This window comes from Nocardia nova, assembly GCF_002933465.1.
GTDB classification, from domain to species: Bacteria; Actinomycetota; Actinomycetes; order Mycobacteriales; family Mycobacteriaceae; genus Nocardia; species Nocardia nova_B.
The window spans coordinates 16,764-39,888 of the sequence record NZ_PSZE01000039.1 but is presented as its reverse complement, the minus strand read 5'-3'; the positions used below and the strand labels follow the sequence as shown (position 1 = coordinate 39,888).

9 protein-coding genes and 2 pseudogenes are annotated in these 23,125 nt (G+C 67.6%); 8 read left to right on the top strand and 3 right to left on the bottom strand.

All coding sequences use genetic code 11. The annotated features are described in order from the left end of the window. Positions 1-106: 106 nt before the first annotated feature. The 5 genes from C5E41_RS30205 to C5E41_RS30185 all read left to right on the top strand — a co-directional run bounded on the left by C5E41_RS30205 (position 107) and on the right by C5E41_RS30185 (position 10,864). The gene (locus C5E41_RS30205; RefSeq protein WP_258081363.1) at positions 107-1,099 is read left to right on the top strand and encodes an LLM class F420-dependent oxidoreductase; all 993 of its coding nucleotides are present in this window, start codon (positions 107-109) and stop codon (positions 1,097-1,099) included. Positions 1,100-1,341: 242 nt separating this feature from the next. Further along, complete coding sequence (gene fadD32 / locus C5E41_RS30200; protein ID WP_181063487.1) at positions 1,342-3,264, top strand: long-chain-fatty-acid--AMP ligase FadD32; 1,923 nt, start codon at positions 1,342-1,344, stop codon at positions 3,262-3,264. Between the two features lie 376 nt (positions 3,265-3,640). After that, positions 3,641-8,941, top strand: coding sequence for a polyketide synthase Pks13 (gene pks13 / locus C5E41_RS30195; protein WP_439956362.1), 5,301 nt, complete (start codon positions 3,641-3,643; stop codon positions 8,939-8,941). Continuing rightward, positions 8,938-10,482 (top strand): acyl-CoA carboxylase subunit beta, encoded by a 1,545-nt coding sequence (locus C5E41_RS30190; protein WP_104379116.1) that lies wholly within the window; start codon positions 8,938-8,940, stop codon positions 10,480-10,482. The genes pks13 and C5E41_RS30190 overlap by 4 nt, the downstream gene beginning before the upstream one ends. Positions 10,483-10,663: 181 nt before the next feature. Continuing rightward, positions 10,664-10,864 (top strand): DUF5988 family protein, encoded by a 201-nt coding sequence (locus C5E41_RS30185; RefSeq protein ID WP_036497026.1) that lies wholly within the window; start codon positions 10,664-10,666, stop codon positions 10,862-10,864. 93 nt (positions 10,865-10,957) lie between these two features. Here the strand turns inward: C5E41_RS30185 and C5E41_RS30180 are convergent, their stop codons facing one another. The 3 genes and pseudogenes from C5E41_RS30180 to C5E41_RS30170 all read right to left on the bottom strand — a co-directional run bounded on the left by C5E41_RS30180 (position 10,958) and on the right by C5E41_RS30170 (position 19,304). Beyond that, positions 10,958-14,329 carry an arabinosyltransferase domain-containing protein gene (locus C5E41_RS30180; protein WP_439956354.1) on the bottom strand — a complete coding sequence of 1,124 codons (3,372 nt, stop codon included), beginning with the start codon at positions 14,327-14,329 and terminating at the stop codon, positions 10,958-10,960. Between the two features lie 112 nt (positions 14,330-14,441). Beyond that, on the bottom strand, positions 14,442-17,693 hold the full coding sequence (locus C5E41_RS30175; RefSeq protein ID WP_104379114.1) for an arabinosyltransferase domain-containing protein: 3,252 nt from the start codon (positions 17,691-17,693) through the stop codon (positions 14,442-14,444). Positions 17,694-17,743: 50 nt separating this feature from the next. Then, positions 17,744-19,304 (bottom strand): annotated as a pseudogene (locus tag C5E41_RS30170) (glycosyl transferase). Between the two features lie 68 nt (positions 19,305-19,372). Here C5E41_RS30170 and C5E41_RS35810 point away from each other — a divergent pair. The 3 genes and pseudogenes from C5E41_RS35810 to C5E41_RS30155 form a co-directional block, all read left to right on the top strand. Continuing rightward, a pseudogene (locus C5E41_RS35810) lies at positions 19,373-19,600 on the top strand (hypothetical protein); the annotation flags it as partial. A gap of 280 nt (positions 19,601-19,880) precedes the next feature. After that, positions 19,881-20,303: a hypothetical protein gene (locus C5E41_RS30160; RefSeq protein WP_146097742.1), complete on the top strand. Its 423-nt coding sequence runs from the start codon at positions 19,881-19,883 to the stop codon at positions 20,301-20,303. A gap of 5 nt (positions 20,304-20,308) precedes the next feature. Beyond that, on the top strand, positions 20,309-22,885 hold the full coding sequence (locus C5E41_RS30155; protein ID WP_104379112.1) for a DUF4132 domain-containing protein: 2,577 nt from the start codon (positions 20,309-20,311) through the stop codon (positions 22,883-22,885). The last annotated feature ends 240 nt before the right edge of the window (positions 22,886-23,125 follow it).

The following is a 23,125-nucleotide window of genomic DNA, read 5'->3' as shown; positions in this document are numbered from 1 at the left end:
GGCTGTAAAGTGCAGCGATGATCGCGCCACAGCGCACATCCGCACAGCCAGGAGCAGAGAGTTCATGACAGAAGCCGCCGCCGCCGGCGCGACCAGCGGTGTCGAGATGACAGCGCTGGGTGTTCCGGCGCGCGCGTTCCGATTCGCTGCTGCCGGTGAAGGAAATCAGCAGGAGGGCGGTGCGCGGAAATTCGTCAAGCTCGCCCAGCAGGCCGAGGAATACGGCTACGACTCCTTCGCGATTCCGGATCACCTCGGCCCCCAGGTCGGACCGATCGCCGCACTCGGCGCGCTGGCCGTGGCCACCGACCGCATCCGGATCGGAACCTCGGTGCTGGCCAACGGTTTCCGGCATCCGGTGGTGCTGGCCAAGGACGCCGCGACGATCGACGTGCTCTCGCGCGGACGGCTGGAACTCGGTGTCGGCGCGGGCTGGATCAAGAGCGAATTCGAAGCCGCCGGCCTGCCCTACGAATCGCCGGGCGTGCGGCTGGAGAAGCTGGACGAGGCGTTGACCATTCTCGACGTGCTCCTGCGCGGGCAGGAATGCCATTTCGAGGGCAAGCACTATCAGGTGCGCGGCATCAAGGGCACACCGCGGCCGCGGCAGGGCCCGCGTCCGCCGCTGGTGACCGGCGGTGGCGGCCCCAAGATGTTGCGGCTGGCCGCCAAGCATGCCGACATCATCTCGGTGGTGCCGCGCACGACCAAGACCGGTAAGGGTCTGCTGTCGGGAATCACCCTCGAGAAGACCATCGAGAAGGTGAATCTCATCAAGGAGGCCGCCGGGACCCGGTTCCCCGACATCGAGCTCAACTGGACCATCACCGCCGTCGTGATCACCGACGATCGCGAGCGCACGGCCGAGATGGCGTTGGCGGCCCTTGACAAGGGTTTGCATCCGGATCTCGAGGTCGATGTCCAGTTGTCGGTGGAAGACATCCTGAATTCGCCCTATGTGGCCATCGGCACATTCGAGCAGATCGCCGACCAGATCCGTAACGTGCGGCGATTGACATCGATGTCCTATGTCGGAGTGTTTCCGACCCAGATGGATGCTTTCGCACCGGTGATCCCCTTGCTGCGAGAGGAGCCGTAGCGAGTCGCCACCGTGCAAGCCGGGAAATCGTTCGGCTCGCTCCGGAGACCGCTTCGGGGCCTGCTCTGTAACATGTCCCTGGCTCGAGTACATCTAGCCGATAGGTGGTCACCGCGCAGACCACCGGAAAATGCTGCAGGCGAGCTCTCACACCGCAGAGCGCCCGCGGGTGAAAGAGAGTCGGGGCCTCACAGGTAACAGCGGCCATGTCGCCGTGCTGCGTGTGCCTCGGAGGAGAAGGAATGACGGACGAGACTTTCGACGACTACCTGGACGAAACCGGGAACATCGCAATTCCCGAGGGCCGCACCCTGGTCGATTACGTCGAGAAGCACACCCGCAACGATGCGAACGATCTTGCGTATCGCTATATCGACTACTCCCGCGAGCGCGACGGGGAGTACCAGGACCTGACCTGGAAGGAATTCGGCGTCCGGCTGCGCGCGGTGGCCGCTCGCCTGCAACAGGTGACCAAGCCGGGCGACCGGGTGGCGATTCTGGCGCCGCAGGGCCTGGACTATGTGATCTCCTTCTTCGCCGCCATCTACGCCGGCACCATCGCCGTGCCGCTGTTCGATCCGGACGAGCCGGGCCACACCGACCGCCTGCACGCCGTGCTGGGTGACTGCACGCCGTCGGCGATTCTGACGGCTAGCTCCTCAGCCGCCGGCGTCCGCCAGTTCTTCCGGCCGCTGCCGGCCGCGCAGCGTCCGCGCATCATCGCCGTCGATGCGGTGCCCGACACCCTGGGCGAGTCCTGGGTGCGGCCGGATCTGGCCGTCGACGACATCGCCTACCTGCAGTACACCTCGGGTTCGACCCGGACCCCGGCCGGTGTGGAGATCACCCACCGCGCGGTCGGCACCAACCTGCTGCAGATGGTCCACGCCATCAACCTGGACTGGAATTCGCGCGGCGTCACCTGGCTGCCGCTGTACCACGACATGGGCCTGCTGTGCGTGATCCTGCCGGCGATCGGCGGCAAGTACATCACCATCATGTCGCCGAGCGCTTTCGTGCGGCGCCCGGGTCGCTGGATCTCCGAGCTGGCCGCGGTCTCCGACGGCGCCGGCACCTTCGCCGCCGCGCCGAACTTCGCCTTCGAGCACGCCGCGGCGCGCGGTCTGCCGAAGAACGGCGAAACGCTGGATCTGTCGAACGTGATCGGCCTGATCAACGGCAGTGAGCCGGTGACCACCTCGTCGATGAAGAAGTTCAACGAGGCCTTCGCCCCCTACGGGCTGCCCAAGACCGCGATCAAGCCCTGCTACGGCATGGCCGAGGCGACCCTGTTCGTCTCCGCGACGCGGGCCGAGGACGAGGCCAAGGTCATCTACGTCGACCGCAACGAGCTCAACGCCGGGCGCGTGGTGAAGGTCGACCACAGCGCGCCGAACGCGATCGCGCAGGTGAGCTGTGGCTACGTCGCGCTGTCGCAGTGGGCCGCGATCGTCGACTCCGAATCGATCGACAGCCCCGAGGGCGCACAGGAGCTGCCCGAGGGCCGCGTCGGCGAAATCTGGTTGCACGGCAACAACATCGGCATCGGTTACTGGGGTCGCGAGGAGGAAACCCGCCAGACCTTCAAGAACCTGCTGACCAACCGCCAGGCCGAGGGCTCGCACGCCGCGGGCGCCCCCGACGACGCGATCTGGCTGCGCACCGGCGACTACGGCGTGTACGTCGACGGCGAGCTGTACATCACCGGCCGCGTCAAGGACTTGGTGATCGTCGACGGCCGCAACCATTACCCGCAGGACTTGGAGTTCTCCGCGCAGGAGGCCAGCAAGATGCTGCGCCCCGGTTTCATCGCGGCGTTCTCGGTGCCGGCCAATCAGCTGCCGGCCGAGGTCTTCGCGGCGGACAGCCACGCCGGTCTGAAGTACGACGCCGACGATGCCTCCGAGCAGTTGGTGATCGTGGCCGAGCGGGGGCCGGGCGCGCACAAGGCCGACTCCCAGCCGATCGCCGACGCGGTGCGCGGTGCGTTGTCGCAGCGCCACGGTGTGACCGTTCGCGATGTGTTGCTGGTGCCCGCGGGTTCGATTCCGCGTACCTCGAGCGGCAAGCTGGCCCGCCGGGCGTGCCGAGCCGCGTATTTGGAGGGCACCCTGCGCGGCGGCTACCAGCAGCAGGCCTTCCCCGACGCACCGGACGAAGAGTAAATCGTGTTCCCGGTGAATTCCCACCGTGCCGAGATCGGGGTTTCTCGTCGCCCCGGCCGGTCCGTTGGTCGCTGTGACGTGCCTGTTGGGCGGCGCCGACCGGCATCCGGCAGCGGTGTGGGACTCGCCGGGACGTGCGGTCTGCCCGCGGGTTGTCCACAACCCGCCACTTATCCACATGACGGCGAATCGGCTGTCAATCCCCGCCCGCGCAACATTCGCACACAGGTAGCTTGAGGAATTGATGGCTGACAACGAGGGCACCCAGACGACGGAAACCACCGGCGACGCGAACGCCGAGGTGGAGCAGCAAACAACTGCGACCGAACAGAGTGTGACCGAACCGGGCGGCACGGCGAAATCCGGCGGCACCGATATGTCGGTGGCCGAGCTGCGAGAGTGGTTGCAGCGCTGGGTCGCCGATGCCACCGGACAGCCGGTGGAGCAGATCACCGTGGACCGGCCGATGGAGGAATTCGGCCTCGCCTCGCGCGATGCCATCGCCCTGGGCGGTGATATCGAAGAACTCACCGGCGTACTGCTCAACCCAACGATCGTGTATCAGCATCCAACGATCGCGGCGCTCGCGGAGCGGGTCATCAACGGTGAGCCCGAGGCGCCCGAGGAGGCTGCCGACGACGCGTTCTACACCGCCGGATATCAGCCGGGCGCGGCGCACGACATCGCCATTGTCGGCCTGTCCACGCGGTTGCCCGGAGCCGGCGATACGCCGGAGTCCACCTGGGATTTCTTGATCAACCGGGGCGACGGCATCCGGGAGCTGCCCGAGGGGCGCTGGTCCGAATTCCTGGCCGATCCGGATATCGCCGCCGCCGTCGAGAACGGCAATACCCTCGGCGGCTATCTCGATCAGGATGCGATCAAGGGCTTCGACGCGGAATTCTTCGCGATGTCGCCGGTCGAGGTCGAGCGCGTCGACCCACAGCAGCGGCTCATGATGGAGCTGACGTGGGAAGCGTTGGAGCACGCGCGCATTCCGGCGAATACGCTCAAGGGTGAATCGGTCGGCGTGTTCATCGGTACGTCGACCAATGACTTTCAGTTGGTGGCGTCTCTCGGCCTCGGTAAGTCGGATCCCGATGCCCCCGCCTCGGCCGATGCCTACGCGCTGACCGGCGGCTCCACCGCGATCATCGCCAACCGGGTGTCGTACTTCTACGACTTCCGCGGCCCTTCGGTAGCCGTCGACACCGCATGCTCGTCGACCCTGGTGGCGGTGCACGACGCGGTGCGCGCACTACGCAACGGCGACGCCGACGTGGCGCTGGCCGGTGGTGTGAACATGTTGCTGGCGCCCGCGATCACACTCGGATTCGATTCCATCGGTGCGGTCGCGAAAGACGGTCACATCAAAGCGTTTTCGTCCGATGCCGACGGCATGGTCCGCAGCGAGGGCGCCGGCATGGTGGTGCTCAAGCGCCTGGCCGACGCCGAACGCGACGGGGACCGAATTCTCGCGGTCGTGAAGGGCACTGCCGTCAACTCCGACGGTCGTTCCAACGGGTTGCCCGCGCCGAACCCCGAGGCCCAGGTCGATGTGCTGCGCCGCGCGTATCGGGATGCGGGTATCGCGCCGTCGACTGTCGACTACATCGAGGCGCACGGTACCGGCACCCCGATCGGTGATCCCATCGAGGCCGATGCACTCGGCCGCGTGGTCGGCCGTGGGCGCGAAGACGACAAGCCGGTGCTGCTGGGTTCGGCGAAGACCAACTTCGGACATCTCGAATCCGGCGCCGGCGCCGCCGCCCTCGCCAAGGTGATTCTGGCGTTGCAGCACAACGTCATTCCGCCGAATATCGGCTACGCGGGGCCGAGCCCCTTCATTCCGTTCGATCAAGCACACCTGAAGGTCGTCGACGAGCCGACCGAATTTCCGCGCTACAGCGGTACCGCCACCATCGGTGTCTCCGGATTCGGTTTCGGTGGCACCAACGCGCACGTGGTCATCCAGGAATACGTGCCGGCTGCCTCAGTCGAGTCGAAAGAGGAGGCCGCGCAGATTGCTTCGGCCGAGACGATCGAGGCCGAACTCGACAATGAGGCGACCGATGTGCTCGCCGGCGCCGAGGCCATCCTCGAGGGCAGTGATCCGCTGGCCGAACCCGAGCCCGTCGCCGAGGTCGCCGAGTGGACGCAGGAACGCACCGAGCCGCTGCCGGTGATCCTGCCGGTCTCGGCGTATCTGCCGTCGCGCCGTCGCAGGGCCGCGAGCGACCTCGCCGATTGGCTGGAATCCGAAGCGGGACAGGCGGCTCCACTCGAGGACGTGGCGCGGTCGCTGGCCAAGCGCAATCACGGCCGTTCGCGTGGCGTGGTGCTGGCGAAGACCCATGAGGAGGCCGTGGCCGGCTTGCGGGCCATCGCCGCCGGTAAGCCGGGACCGGGCGTATTCACCGCCGATTCCCCGGCCGCCCAGGGCTCGATGTGGGTGCTGGCCGGATTCGGCTCGCACCACCGGAAGATGGGTAAGCAGCTCTACCTGGAGAATTCGATCTTTGCCCGGACCGTGGACGAGATCGACGAGCTGGTTGTCGACGAGGCCGGATATTCGGTCAAGGAGATGATCCTCGACGACGCCCAGGACTGGGATGTGGGCACTTCGCAGGTCGGTGTGTTCGCCATCCAGCTCGGTCTGGCCGCGCTGCTGCGTGCGCACGGCGCCGAACCGGCCGGCGTGGTGGGACATTCGCAGGGTGAGGCGGCCGGTGCGTACATCTCGGGTGGCCTCCCGCTCGAGGACGCGGTGCGGGTGATCTGCGCGCGCTCGCGGCTGATGGGCGAGGGCGAGCAGATGATCACCGACGACCAGGTGCGGAATATGGCCCTGGTCGAGTACAGCGCCGAAGATATCGAGAAGGTGCTGCCGGAATACCCGGATCTCGAAGTCGCGGTGTATGCCGCCCCGACCAATACCGTGATCGGTGGGCCGCCCGACCAGGTGCACGCGATCGTGGCGCGCGCCGAGGCCGAGGGCAAGTTCGCGCGGGTATTGCAGACTCGCGGCGCGGGGCACACCTCGCAGATGGATCCGCTGCTGGGTGAGCTGGCCGCGGAGCTGGCCGGAATCGAGCCGACCAAGGTGACCACGGATCTCTACTCGACCGTGCACAAGGCGACCGTGTACAAGGCCGGTTCGGACCCGGTGCACGATGTCGACTACTGGGTGACCAACATGCGCGGCTCGGTGTATTTCACCAACGCGATCCGCCGCGCGGTCGACGCCGGTATCACCACCTATCTGGAACTGGCGCCGAATTCCGTTGCGCTCATGCAGGTCATGGGCACCACCTTCGCCGCCGGTGTGCACAACGCGGCCCTGATCCCCACGCTCAAGCGCAAGGAGGACGAGGCCGCGGGCGTCATCTCCGCGCTCGCCCAGCTGTATGTGCAGGGCCATCCGGTCGACCTGGTGTCGCTGCTGCCCGCCGGTGACTACGCCGACGTGCCGCGAACGGCCTTCCTGCGCAAGGAATACTGGCCCAAGGTCAGCATCGCGACGGGTTCAGGCAGCGGCCGTGCGCCCGGTGCGCACGTGGCACTGCCCGACGGCCGCCACGCCTGGGAGGTCGCGGCCTCGGCGGTCACCGATCTGGCCGGTCTGGTGAATGCGGCTGCGGCGCAGGTGTTGTCGGAGGTGGCGTTGGGGGCGACCATCGCGCATTCTCCGCTGCCGGCGTCCGGCACCCTCACCACGACGCTGACCCCGCATCCGGGCGGAGCCTCGGTCCAGGTGCACGTCCGCGAGGACAATGTGTTCCGGCTGCTGTTCGACGCGGTCGTTACCGCGAGCGCGCCGTCCACCAACGGGACTTCCGCGCCTGCCGTCCAGCCCGCCCCGGCCCCGGCCGAGACAGACAGCGGCACGGCCGATCTCGTCGTCGCGGAGAGTTTCGGCGAACGCTGGGATCCGAACGGGACACAGACCGTCGAGGAGCGTCTGGCCACCATCGCCGCGGAATCCATGGGTTATGCCGTGGAGGATCTGCCGATGGAGATCCCGCTGATGGAGCTGGGGCTCGACTCGCTGATGGCGATGCGGATCAAGAACCGCGTCGAATACGAATTCGACATCCCGTCGCTGCAGGTTTCGGCGGTGCGAGATGCCAGCCTCAACGAGGTCGGCAAGGTGCTGCGCTACGCCATCGAGCACCGCGACGAGGTCGCCGCGATGGCGGAAAAGCAAGCGACCGAGGGCGGTTCGCTCACCGTGGACGACAACTTCGTCGCCGCCGCGCGCGCCGCGATGGAGGCCGGGGAGGACCCGGCTGCGGCGGTGACGCAGCAGGTGGAGGCCGCCGAGCCGAAGCCGGTCGAATCGGCTACTCCCGCTGGAAGCGCTGACGCGGTGGCGGAAGCGGCGGATGTGGATCAGAAAGCAAGCGCCACAGCGGGTTCGGCGAGCCAGGCAGCGGAGCCGAAGGTCGAGGCTGCCGACGCGAAGGACGGTGCAGCCGATGCGAAGACCGGATCCGGGAAGGGGACCGCTCCGGCGCAGGCGGCGGCCGTCTTCGGCGGCGGCCAGGTGGCGGGCGCCAAAGAACCGGAAGCCGATGTGCCCCCGCGTGATGCGGCCGAGCGGTTGACCTTCGCGGCCTGGGCGATGGTGACCGGTAAGTCGGCCGGCGGCATCTTCAACACCCTGCCGATTCTCGACGAGGACACCGCGGACAAGCTGGCCGCGCGCCTGTCGGATCGGGTCGGCAGCACCATCGACGTCGACGATGTGCTCGACTGCGAGACGATCGAACAGCTGTCGGATATCGTTCGCCGGCACCAGGATTCGGCCACCGAGGTCGAGGGCTTCATCCGCCCGCTGCGGCCGCGGCCCGAGGGCTCGACCGCGATCCCGGTCTTCGTCTTCCACCCCTCGGGTGGTAACACGCTGGTGTACGAGCCGCTGCTCAAGCGGTTGCCGGAGGGCACTCCGATGTACGGCTTCGAGCGGATCGAGGGTTCGATTCCCGAGCGGGCCCGCGAATACGCCGCCGAGATCCGCAAGATCTTCCCTTCCGGCCCGTACGCGCTCTACGGCTGGTCGCTGGGTGCGGTGTTCGCCCTTCAGGTCGCTCAGATCATGCGTGCCGAGGGCGACGACGTCCGGCTCGTCGGTCTGATCGACCTGGCGCTGCCGGTCGAGGACGAGGACCCGTCGCCGGAGGGTCGTCGCGCGCGGATCGAGCGATTCCAGGCGTTCGCGCAGAAGACCTACGGCATCGAGGGACAACTCGACGACGAGATGTTGCAGGAACTCGCGGACGCCTCCGACGAGGAGCAGCTCGAAATCATCATGGGTCTGCTGAAGTTCGCCGATGTGAAGATCCCGGGTGGCGTGATGGAACATCAGCGCACGTCCTGGCTCGACAGTCGCGATCTGCAGAAGGCTCAGCCGTCGCACTACGAGGGCGACGTGACGCTCTATCTCGCCGACCGCTACCACGACGGCATGATCGAGCTCGAGCCTCGTTTCGCCGAACGCAAGCCGAACGGCGGATGGGACGACTACATCCCCAACCTGGAAGTCATCCACATCCCGGGTGACCACCTCCAGATCATCGATGAACCGCGCGTCGCGCAGATCGGTGCCGACCTCACCCGGAAACTGGCCGCGATCAGCACCGAAGCCGACGATGCACCCGGGAAGGGAGAGCAGTGAGTACGACCGCCGAGAGGCTTGCCGACCTGCGGAAGAAGCTGGAACTCGCGCAGGAGCCGGCCGGCGAAGCGGGGATTGCCAAGCGGGCGAAGAAGGGAATTCCCTCGCCGCGCGAGCGGATCAACATGCTGCTGGACCCGGGTACCTTCGTGGAAATCGGTGCGCTGGTTCGCAATCCGGCGGACAAGAACTCCCTCTACAGCGACGGCGTGGTCACCGGCCACGGTTTGGTGGAGGGTCGGCCGGTGGCGGTGTTCTCCCACGACCAGACCGTGTACGGCGGGACGGTCGGCGAGATGTTCGGCCGCAAGGTCGCCTCGCTCATGCGCTTCGCCGCCAAGATGGGTTGCCCGCTGGTCGGCATCAACGACTCCGGCGGCGCGCGCGTGCAGGAGGCGGTGACCTCGCTGCGCTGGTACGGCGAGATGGCGATCGCCCAGGAAGCGCTCTCGGGTGCGGTGCCGATGGTGTCGCTGATCCTCGGCAACTGTGCCGCCGGTGCGGTGTATCAGCCGATCTGCACGGATGTCGTGATCGCCACCGAATCCGCGCACATGTTCGTCACCGGCCCACAGATCACTCGCGAGGCCACCGGTGAGGATGTCAGCGCCGACGAGCTGGGCGGCGCCTACAACCAGGCCGACTGGGGGAATGTTCACCACGTCGCCAAGAACGAGAAGGCGGCGTTCGAGTGGGCGCGCGAATACCTGAGCTACCTCCCGTCGAGCTGCCAGGAGGAGCCGCCGATCGTCAACCCGGGCCTCGAGCCCGAGATCACCGAAACCGATCTGGAGCTGAACAGCTTCGTCCCGGATTCCGACAATGCCAGCTACGACATGCACGAGGTGTTGCTGCGGATCTTCGACGACGGCGGCTTCCACGAGGTCGGGTCCGATATGGCCCGCAACATCATCACCGGTTTCGCCCGGGTCGACGGCCGTTCCGTCGGCGTCGTCGCCAACCAGCCGATGTATCTGGCGGGTGCGCTCGACGCCAAGGCGTCGGACAAGGCCTCGCATTTCGTCCGGATGTGCGACGCGTTCGAAATTCCGCTGGTGCTGGTGGTGGATACGCCCGGCTTCATGCCCGGTTTGGACCAGGAGAAGGCCGGCGTCATCAAGCGCGGCGGCCGCTTCTTGTTCTCCTTCGTGGAGGCGACGGTTCCGAAGGTCACCGTCGTGGTTCGCAAGGCGTACGGCGGCGGCTGGGCGGTCATGGGATCCAAGGCCCTCGGCGCGGATGTGTACTTCGCCTGGCCCACCGCCCGGATCGCCGTGATGGGTGCGGAGCAGGCGGTCGGCTTGGTCGGCCGTCGCCAGCTCGAGGCGGCGCCGGAGGATCAGCGCGAGGCCATCCGCAAACAGATGATCGACTTCTACAACGCGACCGCCGCCACCCCGTGGCCCGCGGCCGAGCGCGGCTATATCGATGCGGTCATCGAACCCTCGGCGACCCGCTTGGAGATCCGCAAGGCCCTGACGCTGCTGCGCGACAAGCGCCTGCAGCGCAACCCGCGCAAACACCACCTGCTGCCGCTGTAGAAGGCACATGGGCACACAGCGCCACCCGCACCGCACGACCGGACCGGGTGGCGCTGTCGCGTGTTTCCGCCCCTCGAGGCGAGGTGGGCATTGCCGGGGTAACGCCCGGTTGAACGCCGGGTAGCGCGTGTCTTTCGTGGAATCGCCCGGTCGGCGGGCCGCCATATGAGAGCCTTCAGCTATGGGTAGCTCACCGAAGGCTGTACTCGAAGGCGGGCCGGCCGACCTGCCGCACCGCATCGTTCCCATCACCCCACCCGGCATCGAATTACGCGTGCAGAACGCCGGTGGCTACGAACGCTTCAAATCCACGCCACGCCGCCAGGACACTCCCGAAGGCAATCTCCCGGTCTACGAATGGATCGAACACGTCGACGTGTAGGGCCCGGTCCGGCAACGCCACATCGCCGCATACGACAACGGCGGGCGGCGCACCATATGTGCGCCGCCCGCCGTCGTCGGTCCGGACTGTCGATCAGAACACTCGCAGCTGTCCCGGACTCCAGAATCCGGAGCGCGTCGCGGTGCCGGTGTCCACCTTTGCCGGTGTGGCATCGGTGTAGTACCGGTCGTAGCGCTCCAAGGTGCCCCAGTCACGAGCCCAGTTGTCCTTCAGATAGGTCGGGATCGTAGTGGAGCCCGCCAGCATCTGGGTGAAACCGAGCGGGCCGCCGAATTCCTCGGCCTGCCAGGTATCGGTCGAGCTCACCGCGAGTGGGCGGTCGGGCAGGATGCGGTAGTTCGGCATGGTCGCCACGCCGTAGCGGTGCGGGAACGGATTCTGGCACGGGAACTGCAGACCCACCGCCCAGTCCTCGAGCACTGGTTGCTCGGAGCCCAGGAAGTTGTTCAACGTGACCATCTTCGGCACCCGCGGCGGTGTGAACGCCAGCCACTGGTCACCGATCAGCACATTGCGATTGGCCGAGATCCGCACCGCATCGGCATCCGCGGCGATCTCCGACAGCGGAACGCGCAGGTTGCGCCACGACGGCGCCGGGCCGATATCGCGCGGGACGTAGCTGCCCTCGAACTTCACCGAACCGTCGGGCTGGCGTTTGCCGTACTCGAGCTTCAGGTCCTGGCCGTACTGCAGCGCCCCGGTCTGGTCGAAGGACAGGATGCGGCCGGCCGCGGAGATGACCACCAGCGGTGCATCCGCCGAGCGGGCGGGCAGTTCGTACCAACTCGAGGTCAGGTGCGCGGGCTGCTGCAGGCCCTGTTGATAGCTGCCCATCACCGGCGTCGTCTTCGAGTCGAGGCCGAAGGGCAATGCGACGGTGGAGCCGTTGATGCCGGCCTCCTTGGTGGTGCCGCCGCCGGTGCCCGCGTTCTGGCCCTCGGCGAAGTTCGCGCCCACCGACTGGTTGGAGGTGTTGCCGGTGCCCGGCTTGACCTCCACCGCATCGGCTTTCAGATCGGTCGGCACGCCGTTGGGATCGAAGCCGGTCGGGTCGACACCGGCCAGCGGATCGTTGTCCTTGGGCGGATGCGCGGGATCGATAATCGGATTCAACCGGCCCTGGTTCGAATTCGACTCGACCAGAACGTCATCGGCGATCCCGCAGCGGTTTCCGTCGACCGCGTCGACGTTGCCGCGGGCCAGTGAATAGGCCGGGTACTGGGTCACCGCGCCCTTGGCCAGCGACAGCACCTCGAACAACACCATCGCCGCGGCGACGAGCGTCAGCGGAATGGCCGCGAACCGGCGAATGCGCTTGCCGCGCGAGGATTTCGAACTCGCCGGCGGTTTGGCGTAGCCCTCGCGCAGCGCCTGCCAGGCCACCACCGCGAGCGCGAGGCCGAACAGTACCAGCATCAGCGTGTTGGACTGGAAGCCGTGCAGTGAGACCGTCTTGTCGAACCACGGCACGCCGTAACTCGAGACGTACCAATAGCCGTTGGTGCCGGAGAACGACAGCGCCAGGGCGAACAGCAAGGCGGCCAGGAAGATCGAGCGGTTCTTGCGCGACCGCAGCGCCGTCGCCGAGACCGCGACCGCGGTCACCGCCGCGAGCGCACCCGCGATCCCCGCGTAGGCGCCGAAGTGGTGGGTCCACTTGGTCGGGTTGAACATCATGAAGAAGATGGTTCCGCAGACCACCCCGATCAACCGCCACGTCGGGCCGCTGGAGATGCCGGGAATCTGCTTGCGCCGCAACAACACCAGGGCGGTGGTGATCAGGCACAGGATCATCACGATGAAGGCGAACCGGCGCGAGACCGAGCCGTCGACGGTCTGGACGAACAGGTAGTAGTAGCGCAGGTAGTCCTCGTACCACGCCAGGTTCGGGCCGGTGAGGCGGCGCACCCGGTTGGCCTCCTGGATACCGGCGAAGGTCTGGTCGCTGTAGACGACGGTGAGTACCAGGAAACCGGCCGCCGCGATCGGCGCCAGCAGCGGTAGTGAGGACACGAATCCCGAAGCGCGCCAGCCACTTCCGGCGCGCGCCTGCAGGTCGCGCTTGCGGCGCACCACGATTCGCACCAGCGGGCGGATACCGGCGAGCAGCGCGGCCACACACATCAGGCCGGTCGGCGCCGCGGCGAGGGTGAACGCCGCGACCAGTACCGCGCCGGCGGCGGGCAACAGGCGTCCGGTGGCGATCGCGCGTTCGATGGACACCCAGGTCAGCAGTGCGCCCAGCGCGACGATCGGCTCCGAGCGCAGGCCGTTGTCGTAGGGCAGCCAGAAGGCGAGGAACACCAGCCCGCCGGTCCACAGCGCGACCTTCGAGGTCCGTACGCTGCGACCCAGACGCGGCACCACCTCGCGGCTGATCACCATCCAGCACAGAATTCCGCACAGCAGCGCGGGGATGCGCACCCACGGGCTGGCCGTGGAAATCTGCGCGAAGACCTGGATGACGTCGTAGTACCAGCCGAACGGCGCCTCCGGCACGCCGTACCAGCGGAAGTAGTTGGCCAGATAACCGGCGTGCGGCGCCACCCGCACCATGGTCAGGATGTAGCCGTCGTCGGAGGTGTTGGCGCCGATGAAATGCCACACCAGCAGGATGCCCAGGACCGCGCCGTCGGCCCAGGTCGGCTTCAGCCAGTGCGCGGGGAAGAAGCGGCGGTGACCGCGGCCGTCGCTGGTGTCGAGGCGGCCGAGCGCGGCCAGCGCGATGAGTGTGCACAGCACCGCGGCGAGCATCGCGACCAGTTTGATCACGGTCGGCGAGGACGAGAAGCGGGAATCGACGGTCATGTGGAACGACAGCCCGGCCGGCGCCGCACCCTTCAGATCCGAGAACACGCCGACCACCTGCGGCCGCAGATCACCCTGCAGGGCGCCGTCCACCGGCACGGTCACCGATTCGGTGCCGCCGTCGGCGGCGGGCCGTTCGACCTGCTTGGTCAGTCCCTCGAAGTGGGCGTAGGTGCGGTCTATATCGGAGGTGATGGTGATCGCGGTGCAGCCGTCGAGTTCGCTGCGTTTCGCGGAGGCGACGATCGCGTTTCGGTCGACCACGTCGACCGAATCGCTGGTAACACGCACGAACATGCCCTCGAGCGCGGCCCGGTCGCCCTGCGGCGGCGCGGTGTTGAGCAGCATGCCGCCCTGCGGCAGCGCTGCCACCGTCGAACACGGGATGGATGCCCGCAGATCCACCGGGACCTGCGACATCAGCGGCGCCTCGACATTGCCGATCGTCCCGCCCTGCGGCCAGTTCACCTCGGCGGTGGTCTGCTGGACCGGCAGAAACGGGGTGGCGAGCGCGAAGATCGTGCCGAGCAGGCCGGCGATCACGGCGATCATCCGGGCGGTGCGGAAATCGCGCGACGTTACCGGTTGTTCGGCGACCGTCGGTTTTGTCAAGACAGCTGTTGCGGCGTCGGGCACGGATGGTGATGTTATCTGCCCACACTGAGAGTGACCGTGTTCACGGGAACGGTTCGGACCTATCGATTATCCGAACCGTTGCCCCCATGTCCGCTACGTACCGGACGACCTGCTATTTCACTTTTATGGGCGCATCCTTGGCCCAGCCCCAGCGCGCCTGAACCGTCACCCCGACATCGGCCTGGCGTGCATCCGGGACGTAGGGGGTGAACCGTTCCAGCGAACCCCAGTCCCGGCCCCAGTCGTCGTTCAGATAGGCGGGGATGGTCTGGGCCGACAGCAACAACCCGGTCCAGCCCAATGGACCGCCGCCGATATCGTCCTGCCAGGCGTTGGAGGCATCGGAACCGACCCGGTCCGGCAGGATGCGCCACTTCGGCACCTCGGCCACGCCGTCCTTGTGGTCGAACGGGCGCTGGCAGGGGAAGGCCAGGCCGACATGCCAATCCTCGAGCACCGGATCGGTGTGCCCGACCACCGAATCGAGGGTGGCGAGCTTCGGCAGGCGTGGCGGTGTGACCGCGAGCCACTGCCTGGGCGTCAGATCGTTGGCGACCGCCACGATCCGCACCGCGTTGGTCCCGTCCGGAATGCGGTCCAGCGGTACCCGCATATTCCGCCACGACGGCGCGCCGCCGATATCCAGCGGCACGAACGAGCCCAGCGGCCGCACCGTGCCGTCGGCGGCGCGGTCGCCGAAGTCGACGCGCAGATCCTGGCCGTAGGTGACCACGCCGTCGGCGTTCACCGATTTGATCCGTCCGGCCGCGGTGACCACCAGAACCTTGCGGGCCGGATCCTGGCGGGCGCCGGACAGATCCACCCGATACCAGCCCGAGGTCAAATGCGCCTGCTGTTTGGTCCCGGTGGCGTAGCTGCCCATTACCGGGGTGCGGGCCGGGTCCAGACCGAACGGCAGTGCGACGGTACTGCCGTTGACGCCCGCCTGTTGTGTGGTGCCGCCGCCGGTGCCCGCGGTGGTGGTGCGGGTGGTCTTGTTCGCGGAATCGCTGTTGACCGAATTCGCGCCGCCGGTGGTCGTCTCCTCGGCGTCGGCGGTCAGATCCTTGGCCACACCGTTCGGGTCGAAGCCCACGCTGTCGGCGCCGAGCGCATCGGCCGCGGAACCCGAATAGGGCTGCAGCACGGAATCGGCGGTATCGGTTTCGGTGAGGACCGCGTCGGCCAGGGAGCAGGTATGTCCGCCCAGGGCACGGATATTCGACTTCGCGATGGAATAGGCCGGATATTGCGTAATCGCGCCCTTGCCGAGGGAGGCGACCTCGAACAGCACCATGACCGCGGCCGCGATGGTGAGCGGTTGCACCGCCCAGGTGTCGAACCGCCTGCGGCCCTCGGCCTTTCGATACGGCTCGCGGTAGTACTGATAGGCCGCGAGCAGCAGGCTCAGCACCGCGAGTCCGAGGAACAGCGTCGAGAGGCCCTTACCCGCGATCAGCGGCGCCTTGTCGTTCCACGGCACACCGTAGCTGGAGACGTACCACCAGCCATTGGATCCGGTGAACGTGATCGCCAGCAGGAAGAACACCGCGGCCGCGAACAGCGAGCGGTTGTAGCGGGCGCGAATTCCGTTGATACCCACCGCGACCGCGGTCAGCGCCGCGAGCGAACCGGCCAATCCGGCATAGACGCCGAAGTGGTGGGTCCACTTGGTGGGGGTGAACATCATCAGCAGCAGCGACATGAAGACGATGCCGAGGATGCGGGCCGAGGGGCCCTTCGACGTGCCCGGAATGCGGCCGCTCTTGCGCAACATGACCAGGACGCACACCAGCAGGCACAACAGCATGCCGAGAATGCCGAACCGGCGGGCCAGCGAGCCGTCCGGCGCCAGCATCAGCAGCGAATCCCAGCGGGTCCGCTCGTCGAACCAGGCCACATTCGGACCGATGATCTTGCGGACCCGGGTCGCCTCCATCACCGAGGCCAGTGTCTGATCGGCGAAGACCACCACCAGGACCAGTGCTCCGGCGGCCGCGCCCGGTGCGAGCAGGGCGCCGTACCGCAGGATCGCCGCGCCGGCCGGACCACCGCCGTGAGCGCGGGAGATGATGTGCCGCAGGACCGGTCGCGAGCCGGCGACCAGGGCGGCGATGCAGATCAGGCCGGTCGGCCCGGCGGCGAGCGAGAAGGCGGCGATCAGTACCGCGACCGCGGCGGGCAGCAGTCGTCTGGTCGCGATCGAGCGTTCGATCGAGCACCAGGTCAGCAACGCGCCCAGGGCGATCAGCGGTTCGGGGCGCAGGCCGTTGTCGTAGGGCAGCCAGGCGACCAGGAATACCAGCCCCGCCGTCCACAGCGCCACGGTGTCGCGGCGGACACGAGAACCCAGGCGCGGCAGCACTTCTCGGCTGATCACCAGCCAGCACAGCACCCCGGCCAGCAGTGCCGGCAGCCGCATCCACCAGCCGGCGTCGCTGACCCGGGTCATCCAGGCCAATACCTCGTACGGCCAGCCGAAGGGCGCCTCGGCCACGCCGAACCAGCGGTAGTAGTTGGCCATGTATCCCGAATGTTTCGACGCCCGGGCCATATTCAGGATGTAACCGTCGTCGGAGGTGTTGGCGCCGATGATGTGCCAGACCACCAGGGTGCCCAGCACCACCACATCCGCGACGGTGACCCGCCACCAGTGGGCCGGCAGGAAGCGGCGCGGCCGTCGCCCGTCGGCGGTATCGATCAGATGCAGGCAGATCAGCGCGATGACGGTGAAGACGACCGCGCCGATGATCGCGGCCAGCTTCAGCGGGCTCGGCGTCGACGAGAAGCGCGAGTCGATCGCGGCGTGCAGGTGGGCGTCACCGAGCTGCGCACGAGTCAGATCGGTGAAGACGCCGACGATTTGGGGTCGCACATCGCCGCCGACGGTATTGGTGAACGGTGTGCCGTCCTGCCGTGTGACACCGGTGAATTCGGCCGTCGTGGCCTGCGCGGTGGAGGTGACGACGAAACGCGCGCAGCCACCCACCTCGGCCAGCGGCGCCGACAGCAGCGGAATATCGCGCAGCAGCACCGAGAGTCTCCGTCCGCCCGGCTCGTCGGCGACCTTGGCGATCAGACCCTTCGCGGAGGCATTGGGTGCGTCGGCGGGCACCGTGGACAAGACGGTGCCGCTGGGCAGTTCGCGTAGCGCGCTGCACGGCAGCGAGGCGTCGACGGTGAGCGGCACATACGACACCAGCGGCGCGTTCACCGGGACCGATTGCGGCTGCGGCCAATCCAGGCTCGCCCGGTCCTCCCGCACCGGCAGCAGCGGTGTGAGCACCGCGAGGGCGACGGCGATCAATCCCGAGATGAGGGCGATCACGCGGATGCGGGGAAACGCTGGAGAGTCGGCGCGCACCCAGCGATGCTAAGCGACCGGAGCGACGGGCCCGGAGGTGGCAGGGCGCATCACCGCAGTCCGCGCACATCCCAGACGACGACATCGTCGACCACCTGCCCCGGGCTGCCGAGCAGCTGGTCGAGGGTCGCGCGGATCGCCCCGCCGTGTTCGGTGGGCGGCAGGACGACCACGTCGGCATGCCAGTAGGCGAGATCGGTCAGCGCTTGCGTCCTCGCCTCGGAATCGACCGGCTGGATCCGATCGGTTTGCTGCGCCCGCGTCAACAGCGTCGCGGTCGGCCGATCGTCGGGACCGTAGCGGCCCTTCTTGTCGGCCGTCGGCCCGACGAAATAGCCGCCCGCGAGTGGGAAACGGAAATGGGCATCGACCTGCCAGTTCAGCGGCCGGGCATCGAGCCGGGTCGGCGGCGGCGCGATCACGACCGAGCCGTCGCCGACAAAGCGGCCGACCGTGCCGTCGGTGAAGAATCGCGGCGTCGGATCGCGATGGGTCACCGGCAGCACGGTCGGTACCAGCGGGACCAGCGCCCAGCGACAGGACGCTGAAGACCACGATCACGGTCGTGGCCGGCAGCGGCCAGCCGAAGAAGGCGTTCTCCTCGGTCGGATTGATCGCCGGGGTCTTGCCCGGGGCGAAGACGCCGCCCAGCGATTGCGAGGGAAACTCGACCAGTGCCTCGAGGTCGTTGCCCATCGGCCCGTGATCGATGGACCGGTAACTCTGCGGCCCGAAGAACTGCCACCATAGTGGAATCGCCGTGACGACCACCGTGATCACCGCGGCCAGCGCCAGGGTCGGCGTGACGGCACGCACCACCCGCAGCCCGGTCCGGGGGTCGTGCAGGTAGTACACGAGGGCGAACAGGCCGAAGCCCAGGGCGAAGATCAGCAGCGGCTCCTCGCCGAGCGCGATCTGGAGCGCGACCAGAACCGCGAGCACCACGGCCTCCCGCACCTGCCGCGCCCGGCTCACCGTGTCGTCGGACGCGGCCCGGCGCGCCATCCGGACGACCAGGATCGCGAGCCCTGGCAGGAGCGCCAGACCGACGAAATTGGGGTGGGCGTTGGCGTGCGAGATCATCGCGGGTGCGAAGCCGCAGAACGCGCCGCCCAGGGCGGCGGCGAAACGGGACCGCACCAATTCCCGGGAGAACAGCCAATACCAGGCGAAACCGGTTCCGGCGAGGCCCAGGGTGAGCACGAGCGCGAAGGTGACAGTCGGGCCGAACAGCACCGTCACCGGCGTCAACGGAATCCCGACACCGAACATGGCAGTATTGGCCATCATGTTCACGCCGTCGGGATAGTTCTGCAGATTCGTGCCCAGCGGATTGTGCAGATGGATCACCGCATGTGCGGTTTCGGCGAAGAACCACTCCCACATCGACTGGTCCTGGCCGCTTTTCACCAGGTACCCGTGCGCGGTGTCGCGCCACTGCCCGGACAGCGCGTACACAGCGGTAGTGAGATAGAGGACGGCGATTGCCAGATCTGCGCGGGACGCGAGCAGCCGGTCGAGCAGCCGCGCGCCCCGGGAGGGTCTGTCCGTGAGTCTCGGATCCGGGGACGTGCGCAGCTCATGCCCCTCGGGCAGAACGGCCGTGCTCACCCCCGGACGCTGTGACTTATGACCGGACTCGCCATTCCATGCGGTAGCGGGTGTGCTGCCGCGGGCTGATGATGTTCCATGTGAACACCGCCGTCCCGTCGCCGTCGTGGCGGGCCGGCGGGGTCGCGATGGGGCGGGCGTCAGCGGTCGGGGAGGTTTCGATGCCCGGTGGCGCGCTCATCGGCCACAACGACCCCGACCACCAAGAACGCGTGGTCAAGTTCAACGAACTGCTCGCTAACTGCGCGATCTACTCCACCGCACTGGATATCACCGACGCCGCCAACCAGCTCGCCGCCGAAGGCCACCCCGTCGAGCGCGACGACCTGGCTACCATCCCCCTACATCCAGCACACCATCCGCCGCATGGGCGACCTCGTACTCAACCTCGCCCCGCCCGAACAAGCACCCGCGACCCGGCTGGTTCTGGAGCCGCGAGTGCTGTTCGGCCCACGCACCTGAAATCGGCCAGTACTGCCAGGCAGTACTCAGGAATATCGCCGGTTGAGGCAGGAAGGGACAAGGCCGGAAACGAAGGGAGGCGGGCTGACAGCCCCCTGCTTTATGGTGGCGGCCATGGTCGATATCGAGGTGCGCAGCCGGGTGCCAGGCATGTCCGGCGATGATCTGCCGGCGGTGCTTGTACAGCTGGTCGACGATCGCGCCACAGTGCGGGAGCTGATCCGGAGTGCAGTCGAGGAGCAAATCCGGCAGCTGCGCGCCGACACGGCGCATTGCCGGCGGATCCTCGACCGCCAGTACCTGTCCAACGACGATCTCCGGGCGCAGGCCACCACCGGTGTGATCAGGATGCCGCAACCAGCACCGGCGGCCCCGGACGTGGCCGAGGAGGTGGCCCGGGCGCACCGGGCTTTCGCCCGCGGCACGTTTGTCATCTTCGCTGGCGGACGGCAGGTCGCCGACCTCGACGAGGAGGTCACGCTTCGGCTCGGTGAGCCGGTCCTGTTCCTTCGGCTGGTCGCGCTGGTGGGAGGCTGATTACGGTGGAGCGATCCATACCGGAGATTTACATCGAGGCCGTGCGCGAACACCGCGAGGCGCTGTGGCGGCTGGTGGCCCAGGCGCGAGTCGAGGCGAAGGCCGGCGACCTGATGGATCTGCGGGACACCGCCGGGCAGATCCGGCTCCGGCTCAAGCAGGGCGACGATCAGACAGGCGGCAACCTGGAACCACACGTGGGCGACCTCGTCGCGGAGCTCGATGCGGTTTACGACGCCAGCTTCCCGGTCGACCAGCCGGACGACATCACCAGCCTGTTGGATGCGCCGTGGCCGACGGATCACCGGAAAGCCCTGCTCGCAGCCTTCCTCGGGCGCGACGTCCGGCATCATCTGCAGCTGGACGAGGTGGCTGAGCGGGCCATTCTAGACACTGACATCCATCTGATGCGGGTGCTCGTCTTCACCCCGCTCGGCACCTTGCGACGAGAGACCGTGGCACGGATTCTCGACACGCTGGACCGGGCTGACGCCTTGGACGCCACCGTGGTCGAACGGGCCTTCACCGACGACCCGTACCTCGGCTACGCCATCATCGGCCGCTCCCCGACCGGCGAGGTGACCAGCCCGCCGCTGGCCTGCGCAGAAATCGTACGCAGACACGCGGATGCACTGACCTGGCGGCTCGTGTCCGCACCAGTCCCAGCCGACTGGAAGGAGCTACCCAAGGTACTGGTACCGCGCGGCCTGCGGTTCGTTCGGACAGCGCTGACCTGGCACGGGGACCAGCGGGTGGCCGATCACCTCGGGGCGGCGGAGCTGACCGACGAGGAAGGCACTGTCCTGCTCGAGCTGTTGCGGGATCGGCCGGTGTCCGTGCAACGCCAGGTCTTCGGGTGGCGGCTGCGCGCGGGTGACGCCGAGGCGCTGCTACCGCTGTTCGGCCTGGAACACGCAGCGCCGTTGCTGCGCCTGATCCGGGCGATGCCAGTCGGCGAAGCCACCCGCCAGGACCGGGCGGTCCTGCTCGCCGCGATCGAGGGTGCCGGCGCGGACGCGGCCCGGCGCCTGCTGGAACTCGAACCGAATGAGCTGGTCTCCGCGGTCATGGGGTGGAACCGCGTCCAGGTGATCAAACGCGTCAAACACAACGCACTGCAGGGCATCGCTGCGTTCGGGATGCTGCCCCTGACTCCGGACGAGACCGTCCTCGACCGCTATCTGGCGTTGCGTGAGTCCGGCAAGAAGGGCGCCAAACTCGGCCCCAACCGAAGACACAGCCACGCCGTCGCGATCACGGTTGCCCTCGACCACCTGGCGCAGGTAGCCGGCGTTGCGGAGGCTAGCCGCCTCGAATGGGACTGCGAGGCACGCATCGCCACCGAGACTCCCACCGAAGCGGAGGTCGGCGACTACCGGATCGCGTTGCGGTTCGACGGCGCCGATCCGGCGATGACGGTCGGCCGGGCGGGCAAGGTGCTGAAGTCGGTGCCGGCCGCAGTCCGTGCCGATCCCGGCTACCAGAGGCTACGTGAGCACCAGGACAGACTGCGGGACCAGGCTCGCCGGATGCGGACTGGGCTGGTGGAGCGGCTGGTCGCCACTGCCGGGACACTGGCGCCGGACGAGCTGGCCCGACTGCTGTGCCTGCCCGCCGGTGCGGCGATGCTGCCCGCGCTGCTGTGGCGGGACCAAACCGGCGTGATCGACGTGCTCGACCAGATCGACAAAACAGGCCCGGTCACCGCCGTGCACCCCGTCGACCTGCACGAGCGTGGAGCGCTCGCCGATTGGCAGGCCGAAATCGTGCGGCGGCGCCTCCAACAACCGGTCAAGCAGGCCTTCCGGGAGCTTTACGTGCTCACCCCGGCCGAACGCGAGGCGGGTGATGTGTCGCGGCGGTTCGCCGGTCAAACCGTCAACGGCAGGGTGGCGGGCCAGTTGCTGTCCGGTCGGGGCTGGTTCACCCACGGTGAGTACGACGACCATCAGGCGACCCGCGTCGTCGGCGACGGCCTCATCGCTGCGCTGCGCTGCGACTTCCACAGACACTTCGGAATGGGAGACGTCCTTGTCGACGAGGTCCGCTTTCTGACCAAGAGCCACCGCGACCCGGGCCGCTACGGTGCCCCGACCGGCTCGCGCAGCGTCGGCGGCACGTCAGTGCCGCTGGTCGATGTACCGCCGGTGGTGTTTTCCGAGGTCATGCGAGACCTGGACCTGGTTGTGTCGGTCGCCGGCATCGAGCCGCAGGCATACCCGTCCTCGGAGCAGGCGACGAGTCGGGCGCAGGTGCTCGCGGCGCTCATCGCTGACCTGGGGCTGGTCCGGGTCACCGTCGAGGGGCACTCGGCCGTGGTGCGCGGTACCTGGGCGACCTATCGGGTACATCTGACCAGCGGCAGCATCCACGTAGACCCAGGCGGCTACCTTTGTGTGGTACCCGCCTCGTTCGGCGCCACCGCGCACCGGCAACTGTTCTTGCCGTTCGCCGACGAGGACCGCATGACAAGCATCATCCTGAGCAAGGTGCTCCTACTCGCAGAGGACGAGAAGATCAGCGACCCAACGATTCTGAATCAACTCGAATCCCTCACGGGCAAAAACCGCTACCTGACGTAACTTGGCGTAGTCCAGCAGGCGCATCCGACTACCCGTAACGGCTAATCGGGGATCGGCCAGAAAGGGGTTCCAGTAGAACTCGCCGAAAATCCCACGATGTTCGGCATATGCCCTGATCAGGGCTTGGTCATCGGCAGTCGGCAGAGCGCCGGTCGGCGTCGGGATACCAACGTTCGCGAGACACCCTCGGCCGCAGCGTGTTTCCGCAGGCCAGATCTGTAAAGGTTGCCGTGTACGCGC